This is a genomic window from Flavobacterium sp. TN-1, from assembly GCF_052828645.1.
In genome coordinates, this window is sequence record NZ_CM128253.1 from 303,427 (window position 1) to 328,409 (window position 24,983).

The 24,983-nt window shown below is 30.2% G+C and carries 19 protein-coding genes and 2 tRNA genes; 13 read left to right on the forward strand and 8 right to left on the reverse strand.

Annotated elements, in window-relative coordinates; translation table 11 throughout:
• The first annotated feature begins 603 nt into the window (after positions 1–603).
• Together ACUXZJ_RS01220 and ACUXZJ_RS01225 are read left to right on the forward strand one after the other, a co-directional pair.
• Complete coding sequence (locus ACUXZJ_RS01220; protein WP_060381649.1) at positions 604–2,763, forward strand: S46 family peptidase; 2,160 nt, start codon at positions 604–606, stop codon at positions 2,761–2,763.
• Positions 2,764–2,953: 190 nt separating this feature from the next.
• A complete protein-coding gene (locus ACUXZJ_RS01225) occupies positions 2,954–3,160 on the forward strand; it encodes a hypothetical protein (protein ID WP_060381648.1) in 207 nt (68 codons plus the stop codon).
• A gap of 136 nt (positions 3,161–3,296) precedes the next feature.
• On the opposite strand, the gene ACUXZJ_RS01230 is transcribed toward ACUXZJ_RS01225, so the two are convergent.
• The 3 genes from ACUXZJ_RS01230 to ACUXZJ_RS01240 form a co-directional block, all read right to left on the reverse strand.
• Positions 3,297–3,656 (reverse strand): YegP family protein, encoded by a 360-nt coding sequence (locus tag ACUXZJ_RS01230; protein ID WP_060381647.1) that lies wholly within the window; start codon positions 3,654–3,656, stop codon positions 3,297–3,299.
• A 318-nt stretch (positions 3,657–3,974) separates the two neighbouring features.
• A tRNA-Gln gene (locus ACUXZJ_RS01235) sits at positions 3,975–4,045 on the reverse strand.
• A gap of 528 nt (positions 4,046–4,573) precedes the next feature.
• Positions 4,574–4,644 (reverse strand) — tRNA-Gln (locus ACUXZJ_RS01240).
• 155 nt (positions 4,645–4,799) lie between these two features.
• On the opposite strand from ACUXZJ_RS01240, the gene ACUXZJ_RS01245 reads away from it, so the two are divergent.
• Both ACUXZJ_RS01245 and ACUXZJ_RS01250 read left to right on the forward strand, forming a co-directional pair.
• The gene (locus ACUXZJ_RS01245) at positions 4,800–8,003 is read left to right on the forward strand and encodes a glycosyltransferase family 117 protein (protein WP_446195593.1); all 3,204 of its coding nucleotides are present in this window, start codon (positions 4,800–4,802) and stop codon (positions 8,001–8,003) included.
• A 252-nt stretch (positions 8,004–8,255) separates the two neighbouring features.
• Complete coding sequence (locus tag ACUXZJ_RS01250; RefSeq protein WP_063743248.1) at positions 8,256–8,933, forward strand: polysaccharide deacetylase family protein; 678 nt, start codon at positions 8,256–8,258, stop codon at positions 8,931–8,933.
• On the opposite strand, the gene ACUXZJ_RS01255 is transcribed toward ACUXZJ_RS01250, so the two are convergent.
• From ACUXZJ_RS01255 to ACUXZJ_RS01265, 3 genes are all read right to left on the reverse strand, one after another.
• Positions 8,930–9,226, reverse strand: coding sequence for a thioredoxin family protein (locus tag ACUXZJ_RS01255; protein ID WP_060381644.1), 297 nt, complete (start codon positions 9,224–9,226; stop codon positions 8,930–8,932). The two genes, ACUXZJ_RS01250 and ACUXZJ_RS01255, sit on opposite strands and share 4 nt — an antisense overlap.
• A 52-nt stretch (positions 9,227–9,278) precedes the next feature.
• Positions 9,279–10,514 (reverse strand): metallophosphoesterase, encoded by a 1,236-nt coding sequence (locus ACUXZJ_RS01260; protein ID WP_063743249.1) that lies wholly within the window; start codon positions 10,512–10,514, stop codon positions 9,279–9,281.
• Positions 10,515–11,132: 618 nt separating this feature from the next.
• Positions 11,133–12,623, reverse strand: coding sequence for a hypothetical protein (locus ACUXZJ_RS01265; RefSeq protein ID WP_060381642.1), 1,491 nt, complete (start codon positions 12,621–12,623; stop codon positions 11,133–11,135).
• 214 nt (positions 12,624–12,837) lie between these two features.
• Here ACUXZJ_RS01265 and polA point away from each other — a divergent pair, with 214 nt between their 5' ends.
• From polA to tsf, 5 genes are all read left to right on the forward strand, one after another.
• Entirely contained in the window at positions 12,838–15,672 is a 2,835-nt protein-coding gene (polA, locus tag ACUXZJ_RS01270; protein ID WP_060381641.1) for a DNA polymerase I, read from the forward strand.
• A 471-nt stretch (positions 15,673–16,143) separates the two neighbouring features.
• Complete coding sequence (gene rplM / locus ACUXZJ_RS01275; RefSeq protein WP_060381640.1) at positions 16,144–16,599, forward strand: 50S ribosomal protein L13; 456 nt, start codon at positions 16,144–16,146, stop codon at positions 16,597–16,599.
• A complete protein-coding gene (gene rpsI / locus ACUXZJ_RS01280; RefSeq protein ID WP_060381639.1) occupies positions 16,599–16,985 on the forward strand; it encodes a 30S ribosomal protein S9 in 387 nt (128 codons plus the stop codon). The genes rplM and rpsI overlap by 1 nt, the downstream gene beginning before the upstream one ends.
• Before the next feature lie 161 nt (positions 16,986–17,146).
• Positions 17,147–17,905, forward strand: coding sequence for a 30S ribosomal protein S2 (gene rpsB, locus ACUXZJ_RS01285; RefSeq protein WP_060381638.1), 759 nt, complete (start codon positions 17,147–17,149; stop codon positions 17,903–17,905).
• Between the two features lie 135 nt (positions 17,906–18,040).
• Positions 18,041–19,003 (forward strand): translation elongation factor Ts, encoded by a 963-nt coding sequence (tsf, locus tag ACUXZJ_RS01290; protein WP_060381637.1) that lies wholly within the window; start codon positions 18,041–18,043, stop codon positions 19,001–19,003.
• Positions 19,004–19,686: 683 nt separating this feature from the next.
• On the opposite strand, the gene ACUXZJ_RS01295 is transcribed toward tsf, so the two are convergent.
• Positions 19,687–20,628: a S41 family peptidase gene (locus ACUXZJ_RS01295; protein ID WP_063743250.1), complete on the reverse strand. Its 942-nt coding sequence runs from the start codon at positions 20,626–20,628 to the stop codon at positions 19,687–19,689.
• A 100-nt stretch (positions 20,629–20,728) separates the two neighbouring features.
• Complete coding sequence (locus ACUXZJ_RS01300; protein ID WP_063743251.1) at positions 20,729–21,166, reverse strand: MarR family winged helix-turn-helix transcriptional regulator; 438 nt, start codon at positions 21,164–21,166, stop codon at positions 20,729–20,731.
• Between the two features lie 632 nt (positions 21,167–21,798).
• Between ACUXZJ_RS01300 and ACUXZJ_RS01305 the strand changes: the two genes are divergently transcribed.
• From ACUXZJ_RS01305 to ACUXZJ_RS01320, 4 genes are all read left to right on the forward strand, one after another.
• Positions 21,799–22,173 (forward strand): hypothetical protein, encoded by a 375-nt coding sequence (locus tag ACUXZJ_RS01305; protein ID WP_060381634.1) that lies wholly within the window; start codon positions 21,799–21,801, stop codon positions 22,171–22,173.
• A gap of 645 nt (positions 22,174–22,818) precedes the next feature.
• Positions 22,819–23,193, forward strand: coding sequence for a hypothetical protein (locus ACUXZJ_RS01310; protein WP_060381633.1), 375 nt, complete (start codon positions 22,819–22,821; stop codon positions 23,191–23,193).
• 171 nt (positions 23,194–23,364) lie between these two features.
• Positions 23,365–23,739: a hypothetical protein gene (locus ACUXZJ_RS01315; RefSeq protein ID WP_060381632.1), complete on the forward strand. Its 375-nt coding sequence runs from the start codon at positions 23,365–23,367 to the stop codon at positions 23,737–23,739.
• Positions 23,740–24,366: 627 nt separating this feature from the next.
• The gene (locus tag ACUXZJ_RS01320) at positions 24,367–24,741 is read left to right on the forward strand and encodes a hypothetical protein (RefSeq protein ID WP_060381631.1); all 375 of its coding nucleotides are present in this window, start codon (positions 24,367–24,369) and stop codon (positions 24,739–24,741) included.
• Positions 24,742–24,983 lie beyond the last annotated feature (242 nt).

The window sequence follows — 24,983 nt, forward strand, 5'->3', positions numbered from 1 at the left end:
CTTACTTAAACTAAAGATGATTTCATTAATATATATTTTTTTATAATGTATAAGTCTGCTATAGTACAAAACTTACTGAATTAAAAACCTAGTGATTATAAAGTATTTCCCTATAAATTTCAAACTATTATCCCAAAAACATTAAAACTATTATAATAGAATATTTTATGTTTTAAAAAAATCTATTCATACTTTACAGACTTATTATTTATGACATTTTTTTATCACTATCAAAGAATATTCTGTTTTCACATCCTTTAACGTTTCAATTCCCTAAAAAAATTCTCCAAAAAACAGGAAAACAGAAAATTTTAAAGATTTTCTCAAATTTATTTTTTCATATAGATCTATTTAAAATTAATAATGATTTCATTCGCTTTTTGATTGATGATTTCTATTCGTTTTTTGATTGATTTTGATATTTATGAATCTTAGATTTCATTTAGTTATTTAAAAACCTAAAAATAATGCAATAATTTTCAATGATTATCAAAAAATGATGAGCGGTAAAATAAAATGATAAATGGTTTTTCTTAATCAAAACTAAAAAAAACCTTATAATTCTCTAAAAATTGTAACTTGCACGTGTTATAAATACATATTATGAAATTTTTACGACTACTTCTTATTTTAGTGGTTTCTCCCTTTTTTGCTCAACAAGGCGGAATGTGGATTCCTTCTTTGCTAAAAGGAATGAACGAAACCGAAATGAAAAATCTTGGAATTAAAATATCCGCAGACGATATTTATTCAGTAAACAAATCCAGCATTAAAGATGCCGTTCCTCACTTTGATGGAGGCTGTACTGCCGAAGTAATTTCTTCAAAAGGATTAATCTTAACTAATCATCACTGTGGATATGACAACATTCAAAGTCACTCAACAGTTGAACATGATTATTTAACTAATGGTTTTTGGGCTTATAAAATGGAAGAAGAACTTCCGAATAAAAATTTATTTGTAACCTTTATCATTCGCATTGAAGATGTAACCTCTAAAGTTTTAGAAGGTACTACTTCTATTTCATCTGAATTAGAAAAACAAAAGAAAATTCAGGAAAACATTACCATTTTATCAAAAACGCTACCTAAAGAATCTTGGCAAGAAAATCAAATCAAAACTTTTTATGACGGCAATCAATATCTTTTGTTTGTAACCGAAACATTTCGTGATGTACGCCTAGTAGGAGCACCACCAAGTTCTATCGGAAAATTTGGTTCAGATACAGACAACTGGGTATGGCCTCGTCATACAGGAGATTTTTCACTATTCCGCATTTATGCAGATAAAAATAATCATCCTACTGAATATTCAAAAGACAATGTTCCTTACAAACCAAAACATTTCTTCCCTATATCTATAAAAGGAGTACAAGAAAATGATTTTACCATGGTTATGGGATACCCTGGTCGTACACAAGAATATTTACCCAGCTATGCTGTAGAACAAATCATAAATGATTTAAACCCAGCACGTATCGAGCTTCGTGATGTTACCCTAAAAACCCAAAACACCTTCATGCGTAAAGATCCCGCAATTAAAATACAATATGCAGCAAAAAACGCCTCTATTGCTAACGCTTGGAAAAAATGGATGGGAGAAATAAAAGGATTAAAAAAAGCAAATGCAATTGAAGCTAAACAAAAATTTGAGACCGAGTTAACTGAAAAAATTAACAAAGCAGGTAAACAAAGAGAATATGGTAATCTTTTAAATGAATTTAAAACAAATTATAAAAATATCCGCGAATACGCCATTGCTCGTGACTACTTTTCCGAAGTAATAATGCGTAATTGTGAAATATTAAATTTTGGTTATCGTTTATATCAATTAGAGCAAATTTTAAACACAAAAGGCGAACAAGTTTTTACTGAAAGAAAAAACAATTTAATCACTAATTTTGAGGGTACTTACAAAAACTTCAATGTATCTGTAGATGAAAAAGTCTTCGAACAGTTAATTCATCTTTACGCTACAAAATCTCCTAAACAATTTTTACCCAATTCTTTAAACAATATCAATGCTTCTCAATTAACTACTGATGTTTTTCAAAATTCAAAACTAACCTCTTTTTCCGGTTTAAAAGAACTATTAAGCGGCGATACTAAATCTATTATTGAAAAAATAAATCAAGACAAAGGATATATCTTAGCAAAGTCAATCATAGAAGCCTATGATAAAAATGTAGCTCCTAAGTATAATGAAATCAATCTAAAAAATATTGCATTACAACGTACTTATATGAAAGCCATATTAGAATTAAGCCCAAAATCTGCCCGCATATTTCCAGATGCTAACAGCACCCTTCGGGTTACCTACGGAAAAGTAAAAGGCTACAAACCATCTGATGCGGTAATCTATTCCCCTTTCACCACGTTAGACGGTGTTGTAGAAAAATATATTCCTGGAGATTATGAATTTGATGTACCAAAAAAATTAATTGACTTATACAACTCGAAAGATTTTGGTCAATATGCTGATAAAAACGGTAAAATGCCTGTCGCATTTATTGCTACCAATCATACTACAGGAGGCAATTCAGGCTCCCCTGCATTAGATGCTAATGGTAACTTAATTGGATGTAATTTTGATCGTGTTTGGGAAGGCACCATGAGTGACATCTTCTATAGCCCTGAAATCTGTAGAAACATTATGGTAGACGCTCGCTATATTTTATTTATAATTGATAAGTTTGCAGGAGCACAAAACCTAATCCAAGAAATCAAAATCATACAATCAGGAGGAAGCTCTAAAAATAAATAAAAAATATTCATTATAAGGGCTTTTTTTTATAGTAAAAAGCCCTTTAAAAATGGGGAAATATTATATAAAAAAACATCTCATTGGCAAAGATTTTTTTTTTGAAAAAAAAGTTTAGAAAAAAGTTTTACATAATAAAAAATTTATATCTTTGCGACACGAATTAATAATTAACCTTTTATAATTAAGTAAGATGAAAAAAGTTGTTTTAACTATGGCTTTAGTTGCTATGATGAGTGTTTCTTGTAAAGATCAAGCTGCTGCTACTGAAGAAACTGCTGTAGAAGCTGTTGATACTGCTGCTGTAGAAGCTGTTGATACTGCTGCTGCTGCTGTTGATACTGCTGCTGCTGCTGCTGTTGACACTGCTGCTGCTGTTAAAGAAGAAGTAAAAAAATAATTAGATAAAATCTAATATTTTTCAAAAAGCCCCGAAAAACGGGGCTTTTGACTTTTATAAACACTACTAAATCTTTTTTAAAAAAAAACTTATTTTTACCAAAAAGCAAAATCCTCACAATCAAAACAAGAAAACACTACACAAACTCCAATTCAGGAAACACAAATTCATTAGCCGCAAAATCCAATACCTCAGCAACAACGGCAGAACGCATCATCTCATCTATTCCACGCTGCATCAACAATTGAGTAGTATATTTACGACTTGTAGCAATCTCTCTTTTCTCAACAATCAAACGAAAATAAAACTTCCCACTTGACGTTTTAAAACGCATTATAGTAGCTCCTTCCAAAGCCAACTTCAACTTTTCTATATCCTCTTCACACTCAAAACGCAACTCATAACTATCACTAGTCATAATCGTCTTACCTTTCCTAGACACAAATTCAAATTTATAATAACCATCCAAACGTTTACTAATCACAAAAGTCGCCATACACACCTAAAAAAAACTTCACCCCTAAAAACAAAAGAACACCTCAAAGACTATCCATCCTCAAGACTAAAACTTTTTCCTTAGAAATTTTACCTATATTAACCCTAAAAACATTAAACTAAACAACAAGCTCGCTAAAGCATTTTTAAACCCTAAAAACAGCCAACACAAGCCTTCCTAACCCAAAGCCCGAAGACAGAACCAAAAACCCATAAAAAAGTATTTTAAAAAACTCTCTAAGACCATAAGATCTTAAAAACCCAACTCACCCAAAACTATATAAAACAAAAAAGCCCTGATTTCTCAGAGCTTTTTTTGTTGGTCTACAAGGATTCGAACCTTGAATGACTGAACCAAAATCAGTAGTGTTACCGTTACACCATAGACCATCAGAACCGCAATACTTCCGTTTTGCGAGTGCAAATATAGAAGTTTTTTTTTATTATTTCCAAATTTTCAAACAAAAAAACACCAACAAAAAATAATCAACTAACAATCAAGCATTTAAAAACCCAGAAATACCACATTAAAGCAAATACACATACTCAAAAAAACTTAATCTAAAAAAAGAACACCATTAACACGCATACTCAAAGATTTCCAGAAAGCCATATTTTTTTTCATCATTCAGATTGTTTACTCTTCACACAATCTCAACTAAAGAAGAAAATCACGAAACACTACAAAACGATTACCAAGCTATTTCAACACCAAAAACTACTTAAACAAAAGTTTTTAGAAGTCAACCTAAAAGAACAAGAAAAACAGATTTCTTCTCATTCAGATTATCTATTTTTTTTTACATAACCCTCAGATTTTGCCCATGATTAAGCTTTATCCTCAATCCTCATTTTGAATTACCCCGTCGATTCGAGGTTATTTAACAAAAAAAGCCCTGATTTCTCAGAGCTTTCTTGTTGGTCTACAAGGATTCGAACCTTGAATGACTGAACCAAAATCAGTAGTGTTACCGTTACACCATAGACCATTAAACCTGCAAGACTTTTGTTTTGCGAGTGCAAATATACAAACCTTTTTTAGTTCTCCAAAAGTTTTAATGAAAAAATAAAAAAAAAATTTAACCTTTTCTTTAAACAAAAAACAGTTTCTTTGTGTTAGAATTCAAAACACTTAACTATTAATATGTCATTCAATTTCAAAAAATGGAATACCCTACTAGGTTGGGTTACTTTTTTTATTGCTCTGGTTGTTTATTCACTAACCGTAGAACCTACTATGAGTTTTTGGGACTGTGGCGAATATATTTCCACATCTGCTAAATTAGAAGTAGGTCATCCTCCTGGCGCACCTTTGTATCAAATGATCGGAGCTTTCTTTTCTATGTTTGCAATTAACAAAGAAAATATTGCTTTGATGGTAAACATGATGTCAGTCGTATCCAGTGCTTTTACCATTTTATTTTTATTCTGGTCTTCTACAATTTTATTAAGAAAGCTAATTGGATCAGAAAAAGAATTAAATAGATACAACAGTATAGCTATTTTAGGCAGTGCTTTTGTAGGGTCATTAGCCTTTACTTTTTCAGATAGCTTTTGGTTTAATGCAGTAGAAGCAGAAGTATATGCAATGGCTACTTTTTTAATTGCTATTTTATTTTGGCTCGGACTTCGCTGGGAAGCCGACATGAATGCCCCCAAAGGAAATCGCTGGCTTCTCTTAATAGCGTTAGTTGTAGGATTATCATTTGGAGTGCATTTTATGGCGTTATTAACAATTCCTTCTATTGGATTTTTATATTATTTTAAACATTATGAAAAAGTAACACTAAAAGGCTTTATTGCTGCCAATATTATTGTTATTTCAGTCCTATTATTCATATTCAAACTCCTTTTACCTTGGACCATGGCTTTTTTTGGAAGCACTGAAGTTTTCATTGTAAACGATATAGGATTGCCTTTCAACTCAGGAACCATACTAGCCACTATACTTCTTGTTGCTTTTTTCTATTTTGGTTTAAAATACACTCAACAAAAAGGAAAAGTGTTCTTAAACACTATTTTATTAAGTATTCTGTTTATTTTCATAGGATTTTCAACCTGGTTAATGTTACCTATAAGAGCCAATGCAGACACTCCTATCAATGAAAATAAACCATCTGATGCACGTGAACTTTTAGCATATTATAATCGTGAACAGTATGGAGAACAAAAATTATTCTATGGCCCTCAATTTTCAGAAACCTACGCAGGATTAGATGAGGACAATCCTTATTTAGATGAAAAACCAAACTATGAACGCGATTACAAAACGGGTAAATATAATATTGTAAACAACTATAAAAACGCCATTCAAAATACGGATGACAATCATAAGGCTCTTTTACCACGTATGTGGAGTAGCGAACACAATGTGAATTACATGAAATTCACATCGCCTCTTGAATTTTCTGTCAAAGAAGAATACAATCAAGAGCAAGAGTTATTACAAATCGTATCTGAATTCAGAAATGCTTTTAAAGCTGGAAAATTAGATTTAGAAGATTATGATAAATTCTTAAAATCCTATGGAGAATACCTGAATATAGAAAAACCAAGCACTTTAGACAACCTTCGATTCATGGTTGAATATCAGTTTGGGTATATGTATTGGAGATATTTAATGTGGAACTTTGTAGGTCGTCAAAACGACGAACAAGGCAACTATGACCTTAAAGACGGTAACTGGCTAAGCGGCATATCATTCCTAGATAGCGCACGTCTTACCAAACAAGAAAACCTTCCAGCAGATTGGAAAAATAACAAAGGACGAAATGTATATTATTTTATTCCGTTTATTTTAGGATTAATGGGATTCTTTTTTCACTCAAAAAAAGACCTAAAATCCTTTTATGTTTTACTTTCTCTTTTCTTATTTACAGGTTTAGCACTTAAAATATACTTAAACGAACGACCTTTTGAAGTACGCGAACGCGATTATGCTTTAGTTGGTTCTTTTTATGTATTTGCCCTTTGGATTGCTTTAGGAGTTTACGCTCTTTACGAATCAGTTCAAAAATACCTTCAACCTAAAATAGCATTACCTCTCACGCTATTAGCTTCTTTATTAGCCGCACCTGTTTTGATGGCATCTGAAAACTGGGATGATCATGATCGTTCAGGTAAATATACTGCTGTTACAGATGCTAAAGCGTACTTAGATTCTTGCGACAAAAATGCTATCTTATTTACTATTGGCGATAATGACACATTTCCTTTATGGTATATACAAGAAATAGAAGGTTATAGAACAGATGTACGCATCGTAAACACCAGTTTATTAATGACCGATTGGTACATTGATTCAATGCGTAAAAAAGCGTATGAATCAGACCCTATTCCTCTGTCTTTTGAACACAAAGATTATGTAGATGGCAAACGTGATTATCTAATCTATGAGGAAAGAACAAAAGAAAGAATTAGCATAGATGAGTTTATGGAATTTGCGCATAGTGATGACCCTAGAACATTAATTGAATTACGAAATGGTCAAAAAGTTCAGTTCTATCCAACTAACAAAATCAGAATCCCTGTTGATAAAAAATCAGTCATTTCCAATAAAATCATCAATCCAAAACAAAATGATTCTATTGTACCTTATATAGACATAGACATCAAGGGAAGTGCTTTATATAAAAATCGTTTAATGATGTTGGATATTGTCAGAAAAAACAACTGGAAACGTCCTATTTATTTTTCTACAGGAGCATTTGGCGATGATGATTATATCTGGATGAAAGAATACCTTCAATTAGATGGTATGATTTACAAACTAGTTCCAATCAAAACACCTCTTCCAAAAGAGGCATATAACTTTGATATGGGACAAATAGACACCGATAAAATGTACTCCATTTTTACCAAATTACAATGGGGCAATGGTGATAGTTCATCTATCTATCATGATCCTCAAACACGTAAAAACTGCATATCTTACCGTACCCACATGGCACGTCTTATGACTAACCTAATAAACGAAGGCAAAACAGCTAAAGCAGAAAAAATAATTGACCTTGTTTTATCTAAAACACCTATAGAATATTATGGTTTTTACAGTCTTATAGATCCTTTTGCAGAAGGTTATTACAAATTAGGTAAAAAAGAAAAGGCACGTGAGATAATAAAGAAAATAACTTCAAAATATCAAGATGAGCTATGCTATTATAGCGAATTACCTCAAAGTGATCAACGTCAATTTTTTGCTAGTGACATTTACACTGATTTAATGCGCTACAAAGGTTTATTAGAAATAGCAAAAACGTATAAAGACAAAGAATTTCACGATCAAGAAAAAGATGCTTTCAACAATTTAAACAAGCGTTTCCCTTTTTTTGAAGTAGAAATAGAATAAGATCTTAGGTTTTCAAAACTACCTAAATTTCATCAAAAAAAGCAAAGAGGCTGTCCTAAAAAAATTTTAGAACAGCCTCTTTAATTTCTAAAATATTTAGATACCTACTAGTATATTTTTTTGCATATCTAATTCTCAATAAATAAGTTTTTCTTTAACTCTCTTATTCTTATATTGTGAATAATAAATAAAACCGTTTTTTAAACAAACAAAAATTACTCATTAACATATATCCTACTAAAAAATTCAAGTATGTTTTATTGGATCAAAACAAATAAGTTCATCAAATGGTTATTTTATAATCATGTTTGGTCTATTCCTAATACATCCAAAACAATTTACTTAACTTTTGATGATGGTCCTATTCCTGAAATTACAGAATGGGTTTTAGACATATTAAAAGAAAACCAGATAAAAGCTACCTTTTTTTGTGTTGGAAAAAATATCGTAAAGCATCCTGAAATTTTCAAAAGGATTCTAATAGAAGGACATTCTATAGGAAACCACACCTATAATCATGTAAATGGTTGGGAAAAATCTACAACAGAATATATAAATAATGTAATAGCTTGTGAGAAGATAATTCAGGAAAATATTAAGATTCTAGATCATGGTCTTAAAAAATCAGAAATTAAAAATCAGAAATCTATTTTTTTTAGACCTCCCTATGGCAAAATAACATTTAATCAGTCTAAAATTTTAAGAAAAAGAGGTTATAAGATCATCATGTGGGATGTATTAAGTGCTGATTTTGATAGTTCTATAAGCCCTGAGCAGTGTATAAAAAATGCCACCCAAAAAGTAGAATCAGGCAGCATTATTGTTTTTCATGATAGTCAAAAAGCTTATCATCTCTTAAAAAATTCTCTCCCAAAAGCCTTAGCTTTTTATAAAGAAAAAGGGTTTACTTTTGATATTATAAAAATTTAAAACTGCTCTTTTACAAGATTAATGATAGTATTAGCGTCTAATTCTCCAGACTGACGCCATTTCATCTGTCCCTCTTTATAGATCATTAAAGTAGGCAATCCTTTGATACGAAGAGCTTCTGCTAATTCTTGATTTTTATCCACATCAATCTTTATTACTTTAGCTTTATCTCCTAGTGCCGCCGCTACATCTTTTATAACAGGGTGCATTAACTGAGAAGCTTCATTCCAATCAGTATAAAAATCAATTAAAACAGGAACATGGGTACCTATTAACTCTCCAAATTTTGACATATACGTACTTTTTAAATACAATTTGCATTACAAATATACTGTTTTTAGCGATTTATGCTAATTTTTGAGTTTTTTTTAACTGAATAACCGTTATTTCAGGCATAATACCAACTCTTCCTGGATAAGCATGAAATCCAAATCCTCTATTTACATAAATATAGCGTCCTAAATGCTCATAACATCCCGCCCATTGCTTATACATGTATTGTGCTAAACTCCATTTAAAATACCCTGGTATTTCTATCCCAAATTGCATTCCATGAGTATGCCCGCTTAGTGTTAAATGAAATTTTTTATCATGATGTTTTACTATTTCTTCCCAATGACTAGGATCGTGACTCATTAAAATTTTAAATTCTTGATTCGTTAGTCCTTCTGAGGCTTTATCTATATCTCCTATCATACCAAAATGTTTTCCCCAGTTTTCAACTCCAACTAGAGAAAATTCTTCACCATCCTTGCGAATCTTAACATATTCGTTTAATAATAATCTAAAATTTATCTGTTCATGTATTTTTTTTATGTCTTTAAAGTTTTGAACTTTTGCTTCTTCTGATTCCCATTCTATATAAGCTCCGTAATCATGATTTCCTAGAACAGAAAATTTACCAAAACGATGTTCTTTAATACTTTTAAAAACTGAAATCCAAGGATCCATTTCTTCTGCCTTTGCGTTTACTATATCTCCTGTAAACAGTAAAATATCAGAATCTTGCTTATTAATTAAATCAATTGCGTATTGTATCTTTTCAGAATCATCAAAACTCCCTGAATGAATATCCGAAATATGAGTAATTCTAAATCCATCAAAAGCATCTGGTAAATCATCAAAAAACAAGTCTTTTTTAAAAACTTTAAAATTATATTTCCCTTTTGTTACTCCATAAATCAATGACAAAAAAGGAATTGCGGCTAAACCAAAGGCTACTTGACTAATAAACTTTCTTCTTTCTGGTAAAAAAGTACTTCGATTATCATACTCAATAAAATAGTTGGTCACCCCTGATAAAAAACGAAAAACGTCTTCTCCAAACATAAAAAGGGTTAAAACAATTTTTGGTAAATAAATGGCAAGCAATAACCCAAGAGCAAGCAAACTTTGCTTAGTTTGTCCTACTTTACGATCAAAATTAAAAATAGTGTAAAATATAAATATATAAATTAACATGCTTATTCCTACTCCTATCCAAAATATCCATTTTGAACGAACTAAGGTTTTAAAAGCTTGCAGTGAATAAATTTCTATCAGTAATAATAAAACAGCAATTACTATAAATCGGAACAACATCTTAAATCATTTTCAAGCAAAGTAACAAAATCGTGCGCAAGTTCATATCACCTTTTAACAGAACTTTTGTATTTCAAACTTAAACTCAGATTATGCGTTAGATTTTATGATAAAAATAAAAAGCAAAAATAGACTGAATTTTTTACCAAAATTGTAGTTATATTACATTGAATCTAAAAAATAGTTATTTTTTAGATTCAATGTAATATTTATCTGTACTAAATTTCTAATGCGTAATGCTGATTTAGGCACTACCTACAAAAGCAATAAAAATTAGTGTTAGTTCTCGATGCGCTTCACGCTCGAACTAACGATGATTTCAATTATATACTCAACCGTTTGTTAGAGTTGTTTTAAAACAAAAAAAACATATCGAGAATTTTATTTTTTAATCCAGCATATTTTAAGTTTAAATGGTATTATACATGAAGATTTACGAAAGAAAAACACAAGGCACTAACTGTATATTCAGAAGTAAGATTATTTTCATCTATTTACTTCTGAATACACCTTAAACATCCAGAGGATAAAATCAAAAGCCTTTTATTTGATAAACAAATTTCTTTCTTTTAAAATAATATAGTCTATGAAAAAATAATTTTAACTACAAAACATCTTTTATTTAATAATTAGAGTCATATTAGGTGTTATTATTGCATCTGTTGTTCCTCCCGTATAACGCTGTGCATAAACCTCTACATAATCATTACTAGACAACTCTACAGAGGCATTTAAAGGCAAAACCACAATATCATTAGTTGTCAAACCTCTACCATATATTTTGTATTGTGATATAACGGTACCGTTTTTCGCAATGTAAATTATATATGTTCCCGCCGCTGGTACTTGAAAAGAAATTGAGCCCGTAACTTGAAATATTCTTTTCTTTTTACCTAAATATTTTAATCTATTACTTACTCCTCCATCCGTAGAAAATCGAAATAAATTAGTAGAAGTTGAGACTCCTTGAACTTTTACTATATTACTTGGATTAGAAGTATTAAATGAGGTAGAAGCACCACTCCCTACTGGGTAATCAACTGCAAAGTCTCCTACGGCTGATGCGTCTGTTTCGGTTGGAATACCAGGACAACGAACATTCCAATTATTATTAAAATTATACCCCGTGTATCCTCCTACTGTGTAAGGATTTACATACTTTCCTGTTGTAAGAGTACCTGTAAAACCGGTAGATTCTAATATAGCATCGCCTGTAATAATAGGGTTTGAGGAAACATCAAATCCTATGCTTGCTCCATTAACTTCACTAAAACCTCCTTGTTTAGCCGCTAATGAAAATGTTCCAACTAATTTTTCATATATTCCCGTATTATTACTAAACCAACCTGTATTGCTCAATAATAATCTTCCTACATTTTCATAAATTACGCCATTTGCATTTGCATAATATTGTACGATACTAAGAAAAACTAAAGCAAAATTTTTCAATAAACCTACAGATGAGGAACCTGCCACTATACAATCTCTAAAAATAAGACTAGCCGTTCCTCCTCCGTCTATATTAAAAACATTTCCTGAAGGAGCTGATAACGTCAAGATTCTAATACTCCCTCCTGTAGCTCCTGTAAAAAGATCTCCAGAAATTCTTACCAATTTATCTTCACTTGAATCTTGTCCGCTTATATAAGCATTATTTATTTCAATAGGAAAATTTAGATTAATTGTGCCATTTATCTCATATAAAGTTCCTGAATCTAAAAGATATTTAGATCCTCCTCCAGCGGTAAGCTCATCCGCTAATACGGTAGCTAATACATCTGTTGATTTTATTAATTTATATTTTAAACGACCATCTGAATTTATATTCATTCTAATCCAACTAACAGAAGTGGTATCATAAAAATAAAATGATTTCAAATCTGTATCATACACCATCAATCCATTTGCGGGACTAGTAATTGCTAACTTTTGGGCTGTTGTCATCCTAGGTGTTAACATTCCTTTATCATTAGATACTATATCTAAAATAGAGCTTGCATCAGGCGTTACTGTACCTATACCTACCTGAGCTAACAAACTAGCCGTTGTTAGCAAAAAAGTCAATAGGTAAGCAAACAATGTTTTTTTGGGGGCTTTGTTTTTTTTCATTGTTATATAAATTGGTATTAAACATTACAATTTACCTATAAAATTAACCTTTTTTTTCAATATAATAAAACAATTAACCATCAATACACAAAACTTAACATTGTTTTTTTCACACCTATCTTAACTAAATAATTAAGATTATTGAAATCTTATTTTTTAACAAGTTCTTTATCTAACAAGTTTTGTATTTTTGAATGCTTACAAAACAATAATCATGTCAACACAAAAACGTTTATTTCTGCTCGACGCTTATGCACTTATCTTTAGAGGTTATTATGCTTTTATTAAAAACCCTCGAATTAACTCTAAAGGCTTAGATACTTCTGCTATTATTGGTTTTATGAATTCCTTAATGGATGTCATTAAGCGCGAAAAACCAGACCATTTAGCAGTAGCATTTGACAAAGGAGGCAGTAATTATCGTTTAGAAATGTTTACCGAATACAAAGCTAACCGTGACGAAACTCCTGAAGCTATTAAGATTGCTGTTCCTTATATACAAGAAATCTTAAGTGCTATGCACATTCCTATCATAGAAGTTTCTGGATATGAAGCAGACGATTTAATAGGTACATTAGCTAAAAAGGCTGAAAAACAAGGTTATCAAGTTTTCATGGTTACACCCGATAAAGACTTTGGTCAGTTGGTTTCTGAAAATATTTTCATGTATCGTCCAGCAAGAGCTGGAAATGATATAGAAATTTGGGGAGTAGAAGAAGTCAAAACAAAGTTTGAAGTACAAGATCCTTTACAAGTTATTGACTTTTTAGGAATGATGGGAGATGCCGTAGATAATATACCTGGATTACCTGGTGTAGGCGAAAAAACAGCCAAAAAACTATTGGCTGAATATGGTTCTATGGAAAACCTTTTAGCAAACACAGACAAACTAAAAGGAAAAATGAGAGAAAACATTGAAAACAATAAAGAAAAAGGAATTCTTTCTAAAAAACTAGCTACCATCCTACTAGACTGCCCTGTAGAATTTGATGAACAAAGTTTTGAACTTTCAAAACCCGATATAGAAAAAACTGATATTTTATTCCAAGAACTAGAATTTCGTCAAATGAAAGCTCAATTTGACAAACTTTTTAGCGGAGGAAGAGAGTATGATGAAATAGATACTTCTGATTCTTCTTCGAAGAAAAGTTCAAAAAAAACACCTGAAAACCAAATGGATTTGTTTGGTTTTTCTGATCCTGAAGAAAGCCAATCTACAGTTGGTTTTCAGTATGCAAATCTAAATAACACATCTCATTTTTACCAAATAGTAAATGGGAACTTACCCATTAATCTATTATTACAAAACTTACTACAACAAACAGCTGTTTGTTTTGACACGGAAACTACAGGAATAGACACTAACAATGCAGAATTAGTCGGTCTTTCTTTTTCTTGGGAAAAAGGAAAAGGTTTTTACATTCCTTTCCCTGAAAATCAAGAAGAAACAAAAAATTTAATTCACAAGTTTAAGCCTTTTTTTGAAAACGAATCCATTACCAAAATAGGACAAAACATCAAATACGACCTAAAAATTCTTGCCAATTACGAAATCAAAATAACAGGTCCTTTGTTTGACACTATGATTGCCCATTATTTGATTAATCCAGATATGCGTCACAACATGGATGTATTGTCCGAAACTTATTTACAATACAGCCCTAAATCTATCGAAGCTTTAATTGGAAAAAAAGGAAAAAATCAATTATCAATGCGTCAAGTAGCATTAGAAGAAATCAAAGAATATGCGGTAGAAGATGCAGATATTACATATCAATTAAAGGAACATTTTCAACCAATTTTAGAACGAGTAGGCACAAAAAAGCTATTTGATGAAATAGAAATCCCATTAGTGCAAGTTTTAGCAGATATGGAAAGAGAAGGAATTAATCTAGACAAAAACTTCTTAAAATCCATGTCAATAGATATGCAGAAAGAAATTGAAACCATAGAGAACAATATATACGAACAAGCAGGAGAAAAATTCAATCTAGCATCTCCTAAACAATTAGGAGACATCTTATTCGAAAAACTCCAAATTGGCGGAACAAAACAAAAAAAGACCAAAACAGGGCAATACGCTACAGGTGAAGAAATTTTAAGCAATCTCGCAAACGATCACAAAATAGTACAGGATATATTAGAATGGCGTCAACTTGTAAAACTAAAAAGCACTTATGTAGATGCTCTACCATTACAGGTTAACAATAAAACCACTCGTGTACATACTGACTATATGCAAACTGTAGCAGCTACAGGAAGATTAAGTTCTAACAATCCCAACTTACAAAACATTCCTATTAGAACTGAAAGGGGTCGTCAAATACGCAAAGCATTTATTGCTCGCGATGAAAATCACACCCTTCTGTCTGCCGATTATTCACAAATCGAATTACGTATTATAGCTGCTCTCTCTGGAGAAGACACTATGATTTCTGCATTTCAAAACAACGAAGATATACACAAAAGTACTGCCGCAAAGGTTTTCAACGTTCCTCTGAACGAAGTAACAAAGGAACAACGTAGCAATGCAAAAACGGTTAACTTTGGAATTATTTACGGTGTTTCGGCATTTGGTTTGAGCAACCAAACTTCATTATCAAGAAAAGAAAGTGCAGAACTCATTGAAGCTTACTATAAAACCTACCCTAAACTAAAATCATACATTACCACTCAAATTGATTTTGCTCGAGAAAATGGATTTGTAGAAACCATATCAGGACGTCGTCGTTATTTAAAAGATATTAACTCAGCCAATGCTGTCGTTCGAGGCGCAGCAGAACGAAATGCTGTAAATGCTCCCATACAAGGAAGTGCAGCTGACATTATTAAAATAGCCATGATTAATATTCATAAACGCTTAAAAGAAGAAAAATACCAATCAAAAATGCTACTCCAAGTTCACGACGAATTAGTCTTTGATGTACATAACTCGGAACTAGAAAAGATACAACCTTTGATAAAAGAGGAAATGGAAAACGCTTTTAAACTAATCGTACCACTAGAAGTAGAAATAGGATTAGGTAAAGATTGGCTAGAAGCACATTAAAAAATATCTTTATTTTAAAAAAATAAACTTTCATTCTATCAAAGAAAATATTTCAACTACAAATACTCTTATTTGACAGAATGAAAGTTTTTATCTTATTTCTTCAAAAAAATCACACAACAAATATATCTGTGTTTTTTTATACAATCAGATTTATTAGCAAAAGCCTTTCTTAACTTTAACATAACTTTACATAATAGAAATTCATTGCTGGCAAAAAACGTAACAAACCTATTATTTACAAAAAACTTCCGAATATTTTCCCCGCTTAATCTTTTTCATCTTCATCCAAAAACTCGTCTATCTAATATTATAGCAAACAATAAAAAAAGAAGAAATAGATAAAAAGGATAACTTACTGAAAAGCAATAAAAAAGAAAATATATTAAACCTATTTGCTTTATAAATAAATAATTGTACTTTTGCACTCCCTTAATTGGGAATGGAATGTTTAATTAAAAAGTAATTATTGTGAACACATTAAGCTACAAGACAGTATCAGCAAACAAAGCCACTGCAGACAAACAGTGGATTGTTGTAGACGCTGAAGGTCATAACTTAGGTCGTCTTGCTTCAAAAGTTGCGATGCTTTTAAGAGGTAAGTACAAGCCAAGTTATACACCACACGTGGACTGTGGAGATAATGTAATTATTATCAACGCGGAAAAAATCAACCTTACAGGTAACAAGTTAGAGGACAAAACTTATGTTCGTCATACAGGTTACCCTGGAGGTCAAAGAACATTAACAGCTAAAGTAATGCAACAAAAAAACCCTGCATTATTAGTAGAAAAAGCTGTAAAAGGAATGTTGCCTAAAAATAAATTAGGTGCTCAATTATTCCGTAATTTGAGTGTAAATGTAGGTTCAGAGCACAAACATGCTGCTCAAACACCTAAAACCGTTAATCTAAACGATCTTAAGTAATGGGAGTTATTCACAAAATCGGTAGAAGAAAATGTGCTGTGGCACGTGTTTATGTATCAGAAGGTACAGGAAACATTACTGTAAACAAAAAAGCATTTGAAACTTACTTCCCTACTGCAACTTTACAGTATAAAGTTATGCAACCACTAGCAATGACTGAAAACGCTTCAAACTTTGACGTAAAAATCAATGTTTATGGAGGTGGTACAACAGGTCAAGCAGAAGCTGTACGTATGGCTATTGCTCGCGCTATGTGTGAAGTAGGAGAAGGAAACAGAGCTATCTTAAAACCTGAAGGATTACTAACTCGTGACCCTCGTATGGTTGAGCGTAAAAAATTCGGTCAGAAGAAAGCTCGTAAGAGATTCCAATTCTCTAAACGTTAATATTTATTATTATTTATTAAAAAAAACTAAGTTATGTTGCTTTTCCGTGCTGAGGCCGGAGATTAGTTTAGCATCTAAATGGGTTGAGATTAGAAAATTTATTTTCCAATCTAAATTTAAAGACACATTGCTAATTCAACAGAACGTAAACTATTTCTAAAATGGCAAATAAAGTAGAAGTTAAAGAATTACTAGAGGCAGGTGTTCATTTCGGACACATGACTAGAAAGTGGGATCCAAACATGGCTCCTTACATCTACATGGAGCGTAATGGTATCCACATTATCAACCTATACAAAACTGCAGCTAAAATTGAAGAAGCTAATGAAGCTTTAAAGAAAATTGCTGCGTCTGGTAGAAAAATTTTATTCGTTGCTACCAAAAAACAAGCAAAAGATATTGTAGCTGAAAAAGCTAAAGCAGCAAACATGCCTTACATCACTGAAAGATGGCCAGGTGGTATGTTAACCAACTTCGTTACGATTCGTAAAGCTGTTAAAAAAATGGCTTCTATCGACAGAATGAAGAAAGACGGTACATTTGACACTTTATCTAAAAAAGAGAAATTACAAATCGATCGTTTACGTGCTAAGTTAGAAAAAAACTTAGGATCTATCGCTGATATGTCAAGATTACCAGCTGCATTATTTGTAGTAGATATTAAAGCTGAACACATCGCAGTAAAAGAAGCTCAAAAATTAAACATTCCTGTATTTGCAATGGTAGACACGAACTCTGACCCACGTCAAGTTGACTATGTTATCCCTGCAAATGATGATGCTTCAAAATCTATTGATAAAGTATTATCATTAGTAACTGCTGCTATTACTGAAGGTTTATCTAATAGAACTTCAGAAAAAGAAGTAGAAGCAACTGAAGAAGCTAAAGCAGCTAAAGCAGCTACAGCTTCTGAAGAATAATATTTCAAATTCCAGTCGCAGTTCCAAATTCCAAAAAATCATCAAATTTGATGATTTAATAAAATTAGAATTTAGAATTAGTCGATTGGAATTTTTTACTTTTAAAAATTATTAAATTTATTAAAATAAAATAGTATGTCAACAATCACTGCTGCAGACGTAAATAAATTAAGACAATCTACAGGTGCCGGAATGATGGACTGTAAAAAAGCTTTAGTTGAGGCTGAAGGAGATTTCGACAGAGCGATACAAATCCTTAGAGAAAAAGGACAAAAAGTTGCTGCTAACCGTTCTGACCGTGAGTCTTCTGAAGGGGCTGCTGTTTCTTTTGTTAATGCTGATAACACTAAAGGAGCCATCCTTACTTTAAACTGTGAAACTGACTTCGTAGGTAAAAATGAAGCTTTCGTAGCTTTAGCTAAAGATTTAGTTGAAAGAGCGATTAATTTTTCTACTAAAGAAGAATTATTAGCTTCAGATTTCGGTGGAATCACTGTAGCTGAGAAGTTAATCGAGCAAACTGGTGTAATTGGAGAGAAAATCGAAATCGGTGGTTTCGAAATTTTAGAAGGTGCTTACGTTGGTTCTTACGTTCACGTAAACAAAATTGCTGCTTTAACTGCAATTACTTCTCCGATCGCTAATGCTGAGGTTTTAACTAAAGACATCTCTATGCAAGTTGCTTCAATGGGAGCTGATACGTTATCTTACAAAGATTTTGATCCTGCTTTTGTTGAGTCTGAATTAGCTGCTCGTATTGCAATCATTGAAAAAGAAAATGAAGAAGCTGCTCGTTTAGGAAAAACATTGAAAAATGTTCCTAAATATATCTCTTACTCTCAATTAACTGAAGAAGTTTTAAAGCAAGCTGAAGAAGATGCTAAAGCGGAATTAAAAGCAGAAGGTAAACCTGAGCAAATTTGGGACAAAATCATCCCTGGAAAAATCCAACGTTTTATCTCTGATAACACTACTTTAGATCAAGAGAAAGCTTTATTAGATCAAAACTTCATCAAAGAAGATAGCAAAAAAGTAGGCGATTACGTTAAAGGATTCAATGTTGAAATCACTGGTTTCAAAAGAGTTTCTTTAGGATAATCTAATTATCTCATACAAAAAAAAGGGGTATTCAAAAATATGGATACCCTTTTTTTTATTAAAAACACATTACCTTATACAAAAACTCTTAACTAGGAAACTTCTTTTACCTTATACCATTTAAACTTTGAAATTTCCTCATAATACTATTTTTTTAACCTTGAAACTGCCCAAAAAGTTCACAATCATATCATTTCGACCAAAGGGAGAAATCAGATAATATTGATTATAAAACTCCTCCTTACGTAGGAGTAACAAACTGTGTGTTGATTTAGACACTATCCTACAAAACAATAAATATTAGTGTTGGTTCTCGATGTGCTTCGCGCTCAAACTAACGATGATTTCAATTATATACCCAACTGTTTGTTCGAGTTGTTTTAAAATAAAAAAACAGATCGAGAATTTTACTTTTTAATCCAATATATTTTAAGTTTAAATGGTATTATTCCTTTTCTATATAAAATTTGAATCAAATTTAATTTCATATATTCTTTTGATTCAATTTCATTTAAACCAGATTATCTATTAGAAAATTATCACAGAAACGTTCTAACGCTTGGCGAGGTTGTAAGATTCGAAACCAATTATTTTCTGTTAAAGATAAATTTTCTTGCGAAACATGAATTTACTACACAATTCACAATCTTGCCAAACACTTCTTAGTAATAGGTAAAATTTGCCTACAACTGTCTTTTTAGTTTCAAAATATTCTCTTTAATTTCATTTTCTGTTAGTTCCGTTTTTATATTTGATTTTAACAAATTTTCAAGGGCTAAAATTTGCGCTTTTATTAATGCTTTTTCAGAATTTATTTTTATATCAGCATCAATTCCAATGTGCTCCCAATTAGAATTTGTGATTGCATTTTTCTCTAATGAAACAGGTATAAATACCTGATATTTATTTCCAATAAGAAATGCTTTTACTGGATTTGCAGCACCATAAGTTTTTTCTCCAATTATTGTTGCAATTTTATTTTGTTGTAAATTATATGCGAATGCTTCAGCAGCAGATATGGTTTTGTTATTTACAAGAATATATACTGGTTTATCTAAATATTTTTTACCATTTACTTTTTTTGCAGTATAGGATTTTGTAGTTTTATTATTATATCTTGAATAAACCTCATTTAATTTTATTTTTTTATCAAAAAAGTAGCTTAAAAAAAGTTCAACCATTTTACCATCTCCGCCTTGATTATTTCTTAAATCTATAATTAATGTATTAGTGTTTGATACAAAACTCATTGTTGCATCAAGAATTTGTTGAGCTGCTTGGTTTCCTTCTGGAAATCCAGTATATTCGATATATCCAATATTTCCATTTAATCTTATCACTTTTTCAAAACCATAATTCCATTGTTTATTAATGGCATCATATTCTTTCAGTATTTCTTTTTCAGTGACTACTTTTTTTTCTTTTTCTTGTCTTGGGCGGTATAATACATTGAAATGTAAATCATTCCCGTTTTTTGTTAAATAGGTTGAAAGAGATTTTGCAAATTCTACATCAGGTAGGCTGTCAAAAGTTTTAAGATTTATTTCTGATTTTAATTTTTTAGATAGTTGATTGGCTATATCTTCAAAAATGTAATATTCTTTAATTTTGTCAGCTATTTCCAATATTTGTTTATTCCGTTCTGTAACATCTTGTGCATTTGTTTTTGAGTTGAAGGAGATTACAACGTAAATTAAGAATAGATTAAAACTTTTTTCATTTTTTTTAGATTTTACAATTACTAATTATTTTGTTTAAAGTTTTATCGAGAAAATTTATTTCTTCTAACGACAGACCATTAAGCGCAGTATCCCTATTTATTTGTATAATTGGATTTATTAATTTGAGCGTTTTTTTCCCTTTTTCGGTTATTTCCAGATTAAATTTCCTTCTGTCGTCTGGATGAATAGTTCTATTTAGGAAATCTTTTTTCACCATTAATTCTACCATTCTCGTAATGGATGCATTGTCTTTAAATATAAGATTTGCCAATTCATTTTGAGAAATTTCCGTATTCTTATTAAGAATTATTAATACTAAACATTGATCTACAGTAATGTCTTTTACAATTTTGGTGATATTTTTCTGTGAAATTTTCCTATATTCCTTAATTGCTTTCTCAATTAAATAAAGTACTGTTCCTGTTGGATTTTTAACATTCATATTATTTTGTTTGATACAAATATAATTGATATATCAACAAAAATAACGATTTTATTTTTTTTAAAGATATGTTCTTACGACTAAACTTATTTTTATGAGTTCAGTAGATTTTTAAGGATTGCTTACTGCTCACAATCTCCTTAAATCTAAGGAGATCTCTTTCCTTTTCCCTCAACAATAAAATCAGCCCTATCTCTAAATTTACATTTTTATTAAAAAGCTAACGATAATATAACTTCAACCTATTTTTTATATTAACTCAGGGGTAAACCCAAAAATAAGTTTATTTATTTTTCAATAATTAATGTACTTATTTAAATCTCATTCCTATAATCACAAAATAGATCAATAAATCTTTCGAGTATAAGCAAGCCAGAATAAAACAACTCATCATTCTTTTTTCCTAAATCTTTTATTTTTTTTGATTTTATTACTTTCTATCTCACAACAATAAGGATACCTAATTCTTGATTTAGGTTTAACCAATATAAAGCAACTAGGTATAAACACAGTTACTAAGTCACAAAACAACAATTAAGATTAAATAAAAACTATATATTGTTTAACTTTTATTTCAATATGTGTTATTTTTTTATTAAATTTAATACCATATTAACCAAAAACATACGCTTATGTCAGATTTTTTACAACAATTCGGTGAAGACTTAAAAAATAATGTCCCAGGTTTTATTGCAGTAGCAATAGCAGAAATTAAAAGTGGAATATCGTATTACACTTTATCAACAAATCCAGATTTTGACCCAGAGTTAGCTTCTGCTTTTAACTTGGAAGTGGTAAAGGCAAAATTAAATGCTATCAATGCACTTGGTCTTGATGAGCATATAGAAGATATTATGATCAATCTTAACAGCCAAATACACATTATTGATATTTCTGAAAACAATGAATATTTTATCTATTTAGCTGTTGACTCAAGAAAAGCAAACTTAGGCATGACAAAGGCCTTATTAAACAAATACAAAAAGGATATAACAAAAAAAATGTAATTCCCCCTTTTAACCCAAATTACGTAATAGAAATCTATTGATTTTAATTTTATTCTATTAGCTCATACTAAAGTTTTCGGTGAGTCTTATGTTTGCTGTTTTTTTAAAAACAATATCTATTACGTAATTTATTTTTCAAAATTTTCTTATCAGTTTGTCACCCTATTAGATAAGAAGAATAAACATTTAAAAGTATTCAATATCTTTTACAATGTATTCTAAAAGAAGTCTTTTAATCCAAAACAAAGCTTTTCATCTAAATCTAACGTTCGAAATTTAATACAGATAAAAATGACCTTGAATCTAAAAAAGTCTTCTTTTTTTATCCTTAGTATAGGACAGCTGTAACAATTTTTTTTGTGTATTTCTATCCTCTTTCCTCTCTTATTTTCAGCATAAAGTCTATTATAATAGAGTTAAAATGGGTTGAATATTAAATTAAAAATATATTTTTTAAAAAAGCATACAAAGAGAAATACAAGATTAAAATTACTCAAAATTTATTTATTGACGAATTATTAATTTTTATTATTTCTAAATAAAAATTAACATTCGTAGAATTTTTTCTACACAGCCAGCATTCAAAAAATCACGCTGCTAATTTACATTTGTATAGAAATTTAACCCTTTAATACTTATTTAATAATGTCAGATTTTTTAAAACAATTTGGAGAAGATCTAAAAAGCAACATCCCAGGATTTGTTGCAGTTGCAGTTGCAGAGATTAAAAGTGGAATATCGTATTACACTTTGTCTTCTGACCCCAATTTTGATCCGGAATTAGCTTCTGCTTTTAACCTAGAAGTAGTAAAAGCTAAATTAAATGCCATTAATGCTTTAGGTTTAGATGAAACCATTGAAGACATAATGATTAACTTGAAATCTCAAATTCATATTATTGATATTTCTGAAAACAATGAATATTTTATTTATTTAGCTGTGGATTCTAATAGAGCTAATTTAGGTATGACTAAAGCTTTATTAAATAAATACAAAAAGGATATTACTAAAAAAATGTAATACCTCTTTCCTATCAAACCAAATCTTATAAAAGCCATCTAGAACATAGATGGTTTTTTATTTAAAATATAAGAAAATACTCATAGAAAGCTTTCTACAACCAAAAACTTAAAATTTCTTTATATTTAAGTATATTTGTTATTAGAACCTTTATTATTAAATACTCATAATATGTCAGATTTTTTAAAACAATTTGGAGAAGATTTAAGAAGCAATGTACCTGGATTTATAGCCGTTGCCATTTCAGAAATAAAAAGCGGAATATCATATTATACACTTTCTGCTAATCCTAATTTTGACCCTGAATTAGCCTCTGCTTTTAACCTAGAAGTAGTAAAAGCTCAATTAAATGCAATTAATGCTTTAGGCTTAAATGAAACTATTGAAGACATAATGATTAACTTGAAATCTCAAATTCACATCATTGATATTTCTGAAAACAATGAATATTTCATTTATTTAGCTGTGGATTCTAATAGAGCTAATTTAGGTATGACTAAAGCCTTATTAAACAAATATAAAAAGGATATTACTAAAAAAATGTAATTTCATTTTAATTGAAAGTTGTCTTAAAAGATCAAAGTTTGTATTTCGTTATTTATCATAGACTCGAATAAAGTAGGTCAACACAAATAGAGTAATTTGTTATGACATTGTGCTTTTCTTTAGTATTTAAAGATTAAAATGTACTTTTAGGACAACTTCTTTTTAACAATTCCTTTTCATCTATACCATTAGATTATACCCTAATTTAATAGATCATTTTTATTTTACTTCAGATTAAGACATTACAAATTCGTTATAAATAAAACAACTTTAAATCTAAAAAGTAATCTATTTTTACTCTTGATTCAGTAAGACTACTTAAAAAAAGTTTTCGTTTATTTTATCCTCTTTATATTTTTCCCGTCATCACATGATTTGAGTTTAAATTTTATTTAAGATCATCACCATTAAAAATGGTTTTATAAGTCTTTTATTCTTTTTAGATAAAAAAATCACATAAAATATACTTATTTTTATTTACATTAATTTAAAACACATAGATTAATTTTATTATTTAGAAATAATAAAAATTAACCATCATTGAAGTATTTTAAAGAAATAGCACAAATAAAAACAATATTATTATATAACTTTGTGTTATAAACTTAACCCCTATATATATTTAAAATGTCAGATTTTTTAAAACAATTTGGAGAAGATCTAAAAAGCAACATCCCAGGTTTTGTAGCAGTTGCAGTTGCAGAAATAAAAAGTGGAATATCATATTATTCTCTATCCTCGGAGTCTAATTTTGATCCAGAGTTAGCTTCTGCCTACAACTTGGAGGTGGTGAAAGCTAAATTAAATGCTATTCAAGCATTAGGATTAGACGAAACGATAGAAGACATTATGATTAATTTAAAATCTCAGATCCATATTATTGATATTTCAGAGAATAATGAATATTTTATTTATTTAGCTGTTGACTCTACAAAAGCAAATTTAGGAATGACTAAAGCTCTTTTAAACAAGTACAAAAAAGATATTACTAAAAAAATGTAATTTCAAAATATTTTTCGGCTTCCAAAACGAAAGATTCTTTAAAATTGATTTTTATTTATTTTTAGAAAAGAGAAATCTTATATGAGTCAGATCATAAGATTTCTCTTTTTATTTGTAAAAAAATAGAGCACTTTAAGACACTTCTCTTTAATTTACCGCCTCTAAGAATAATAAAATATCATACAAAAACTCTGCAAATCTTTTTTAGAAAACTTAATTTATCTAATAAGCAACAAAAGAGG

Excerpts from the sequence above, each read along its gene's own strand:
- ACUXZJ_RS01220 (WP_060381649.1), top strand. The coding sequence starts at position 604 with ATGAAATTTTTACGACTACTTCTTATTTTAGTGGTTTCTCCCTTTTTT.
- ACUXZJ_RS01225 (WP_060381648.1), top strand. The coding sequence starts at position 2,954 with ATGAAAAAAGTTGTTTTAACTATGGCTTTAGTTGCTATGATGAGTGTT.
- ACUXZJ_RS01230 (WP_060381647.1), bottom strand. The coding sequence starts at position 3,656 with ATGGCGACTTTTGTGATTAGTAAACGTTTGGATGGTTATTATAAATTT.
- ACUXZJ_RS01245 (WP_446195593.1), top strand. The coding sequence starts at position 4,800 with ATGTCATTCAATTTCAAAAAATGGAATACCCTACTAGGTTGGGTTACT.
- ACUXZJ_RS01250 (WP_063743248.1), top strand. The coding sequence starts at position 8,256 with ATGTTTTATTGGATCAAAACAAATAAGTTCATCAAATGGTTATTTTAT.
- ACUXZJ_RS01255 (WP_060381644.1), bottom strand. The coding sequence starts at position 9,226 with ATGTCAAAATTTGGAGAGTTAATAGGTACCCATGTTCCTGTTTTAATT.
- ACUXZJ_RS01260 (WP_063743249.1), bottom strand. The coding sequence starts at position 10,514 with ATGTTGTTCCGATTTATAGTAATTGCTGTTTTATTATTACTGATAGAA.
- ACUXZJ_RS01265 (WP_060381642.1), bottom strand. The coding sequence starts at position 12,623 with ATGAAAAAAAACAAAGCCCCCAAAAAAACATTGTTTGCTTACCTATTG.
- polA (WP_060381641.1), top strand. The coding sequence starts at position 12,838 with ATGTCAACACAAAAACGTTTATTTCTGCTCGACGCTTATGCACTTATC.
- rpsI (WP_060381639.1), top strand. The coding sequence starts at position 16,599 with ATGGGAGTTATTCACAAAATCGGTAGAAGAAAATGTGCTGTGGCACGT.
- rpsB (WP_060381638.1), top strand. The coding sequence starts at position 17,147 with ATGGCAAATAAAGTAGAAGTTAAAGAATTACTAGAGGCAGGTGTTCAT.
- tsf (WP_060381637.1), top strand. The coding sequence starts at position 18,041 with ATGTCAACAATCACTGCTGCAGACGTAAATAAATTAAGACAATCTACA.
- ACUXZJ_RS01300 (WP_063743251.1), bottom strand. The coding sequence starts at position 21,166 with ATGAATGTTAAAAATCCAACAGGAACAGTACTTTATTTAATTGAGAAA.
- ACUXZJ_RS01305 (WP_060381634.1), top strand. The coding sequence starts at position 21,799 with ATGTCAGATTTTTTACAACAATTCGGTGAAGACTTAAAAAATAATGTC.
- ACUXZJ_RS01310 (WP_060381633.1), top strand. The coding sequence starts at position 22,819 with ATGTCAGATTTTTTAAAACAATTTGGAGAAGATCTAAAAAGCAACATC.
- ACUXZJ_RS01315 (WP_060381632.1), top strand. The coding sequence starts at position 23,365 with ATGTCAGATTTTTTAAAACAATTTGGAGAAGATTTAAGAAGCAATGTA.
- ACUXZJ_RS01320 (WP_060381631.1), top strand. The coding sequence starts at position 24,367 with ATGTCAGATTTTTTAAAACAATTTGGAGAAGATCTAAAAAGCAACATC.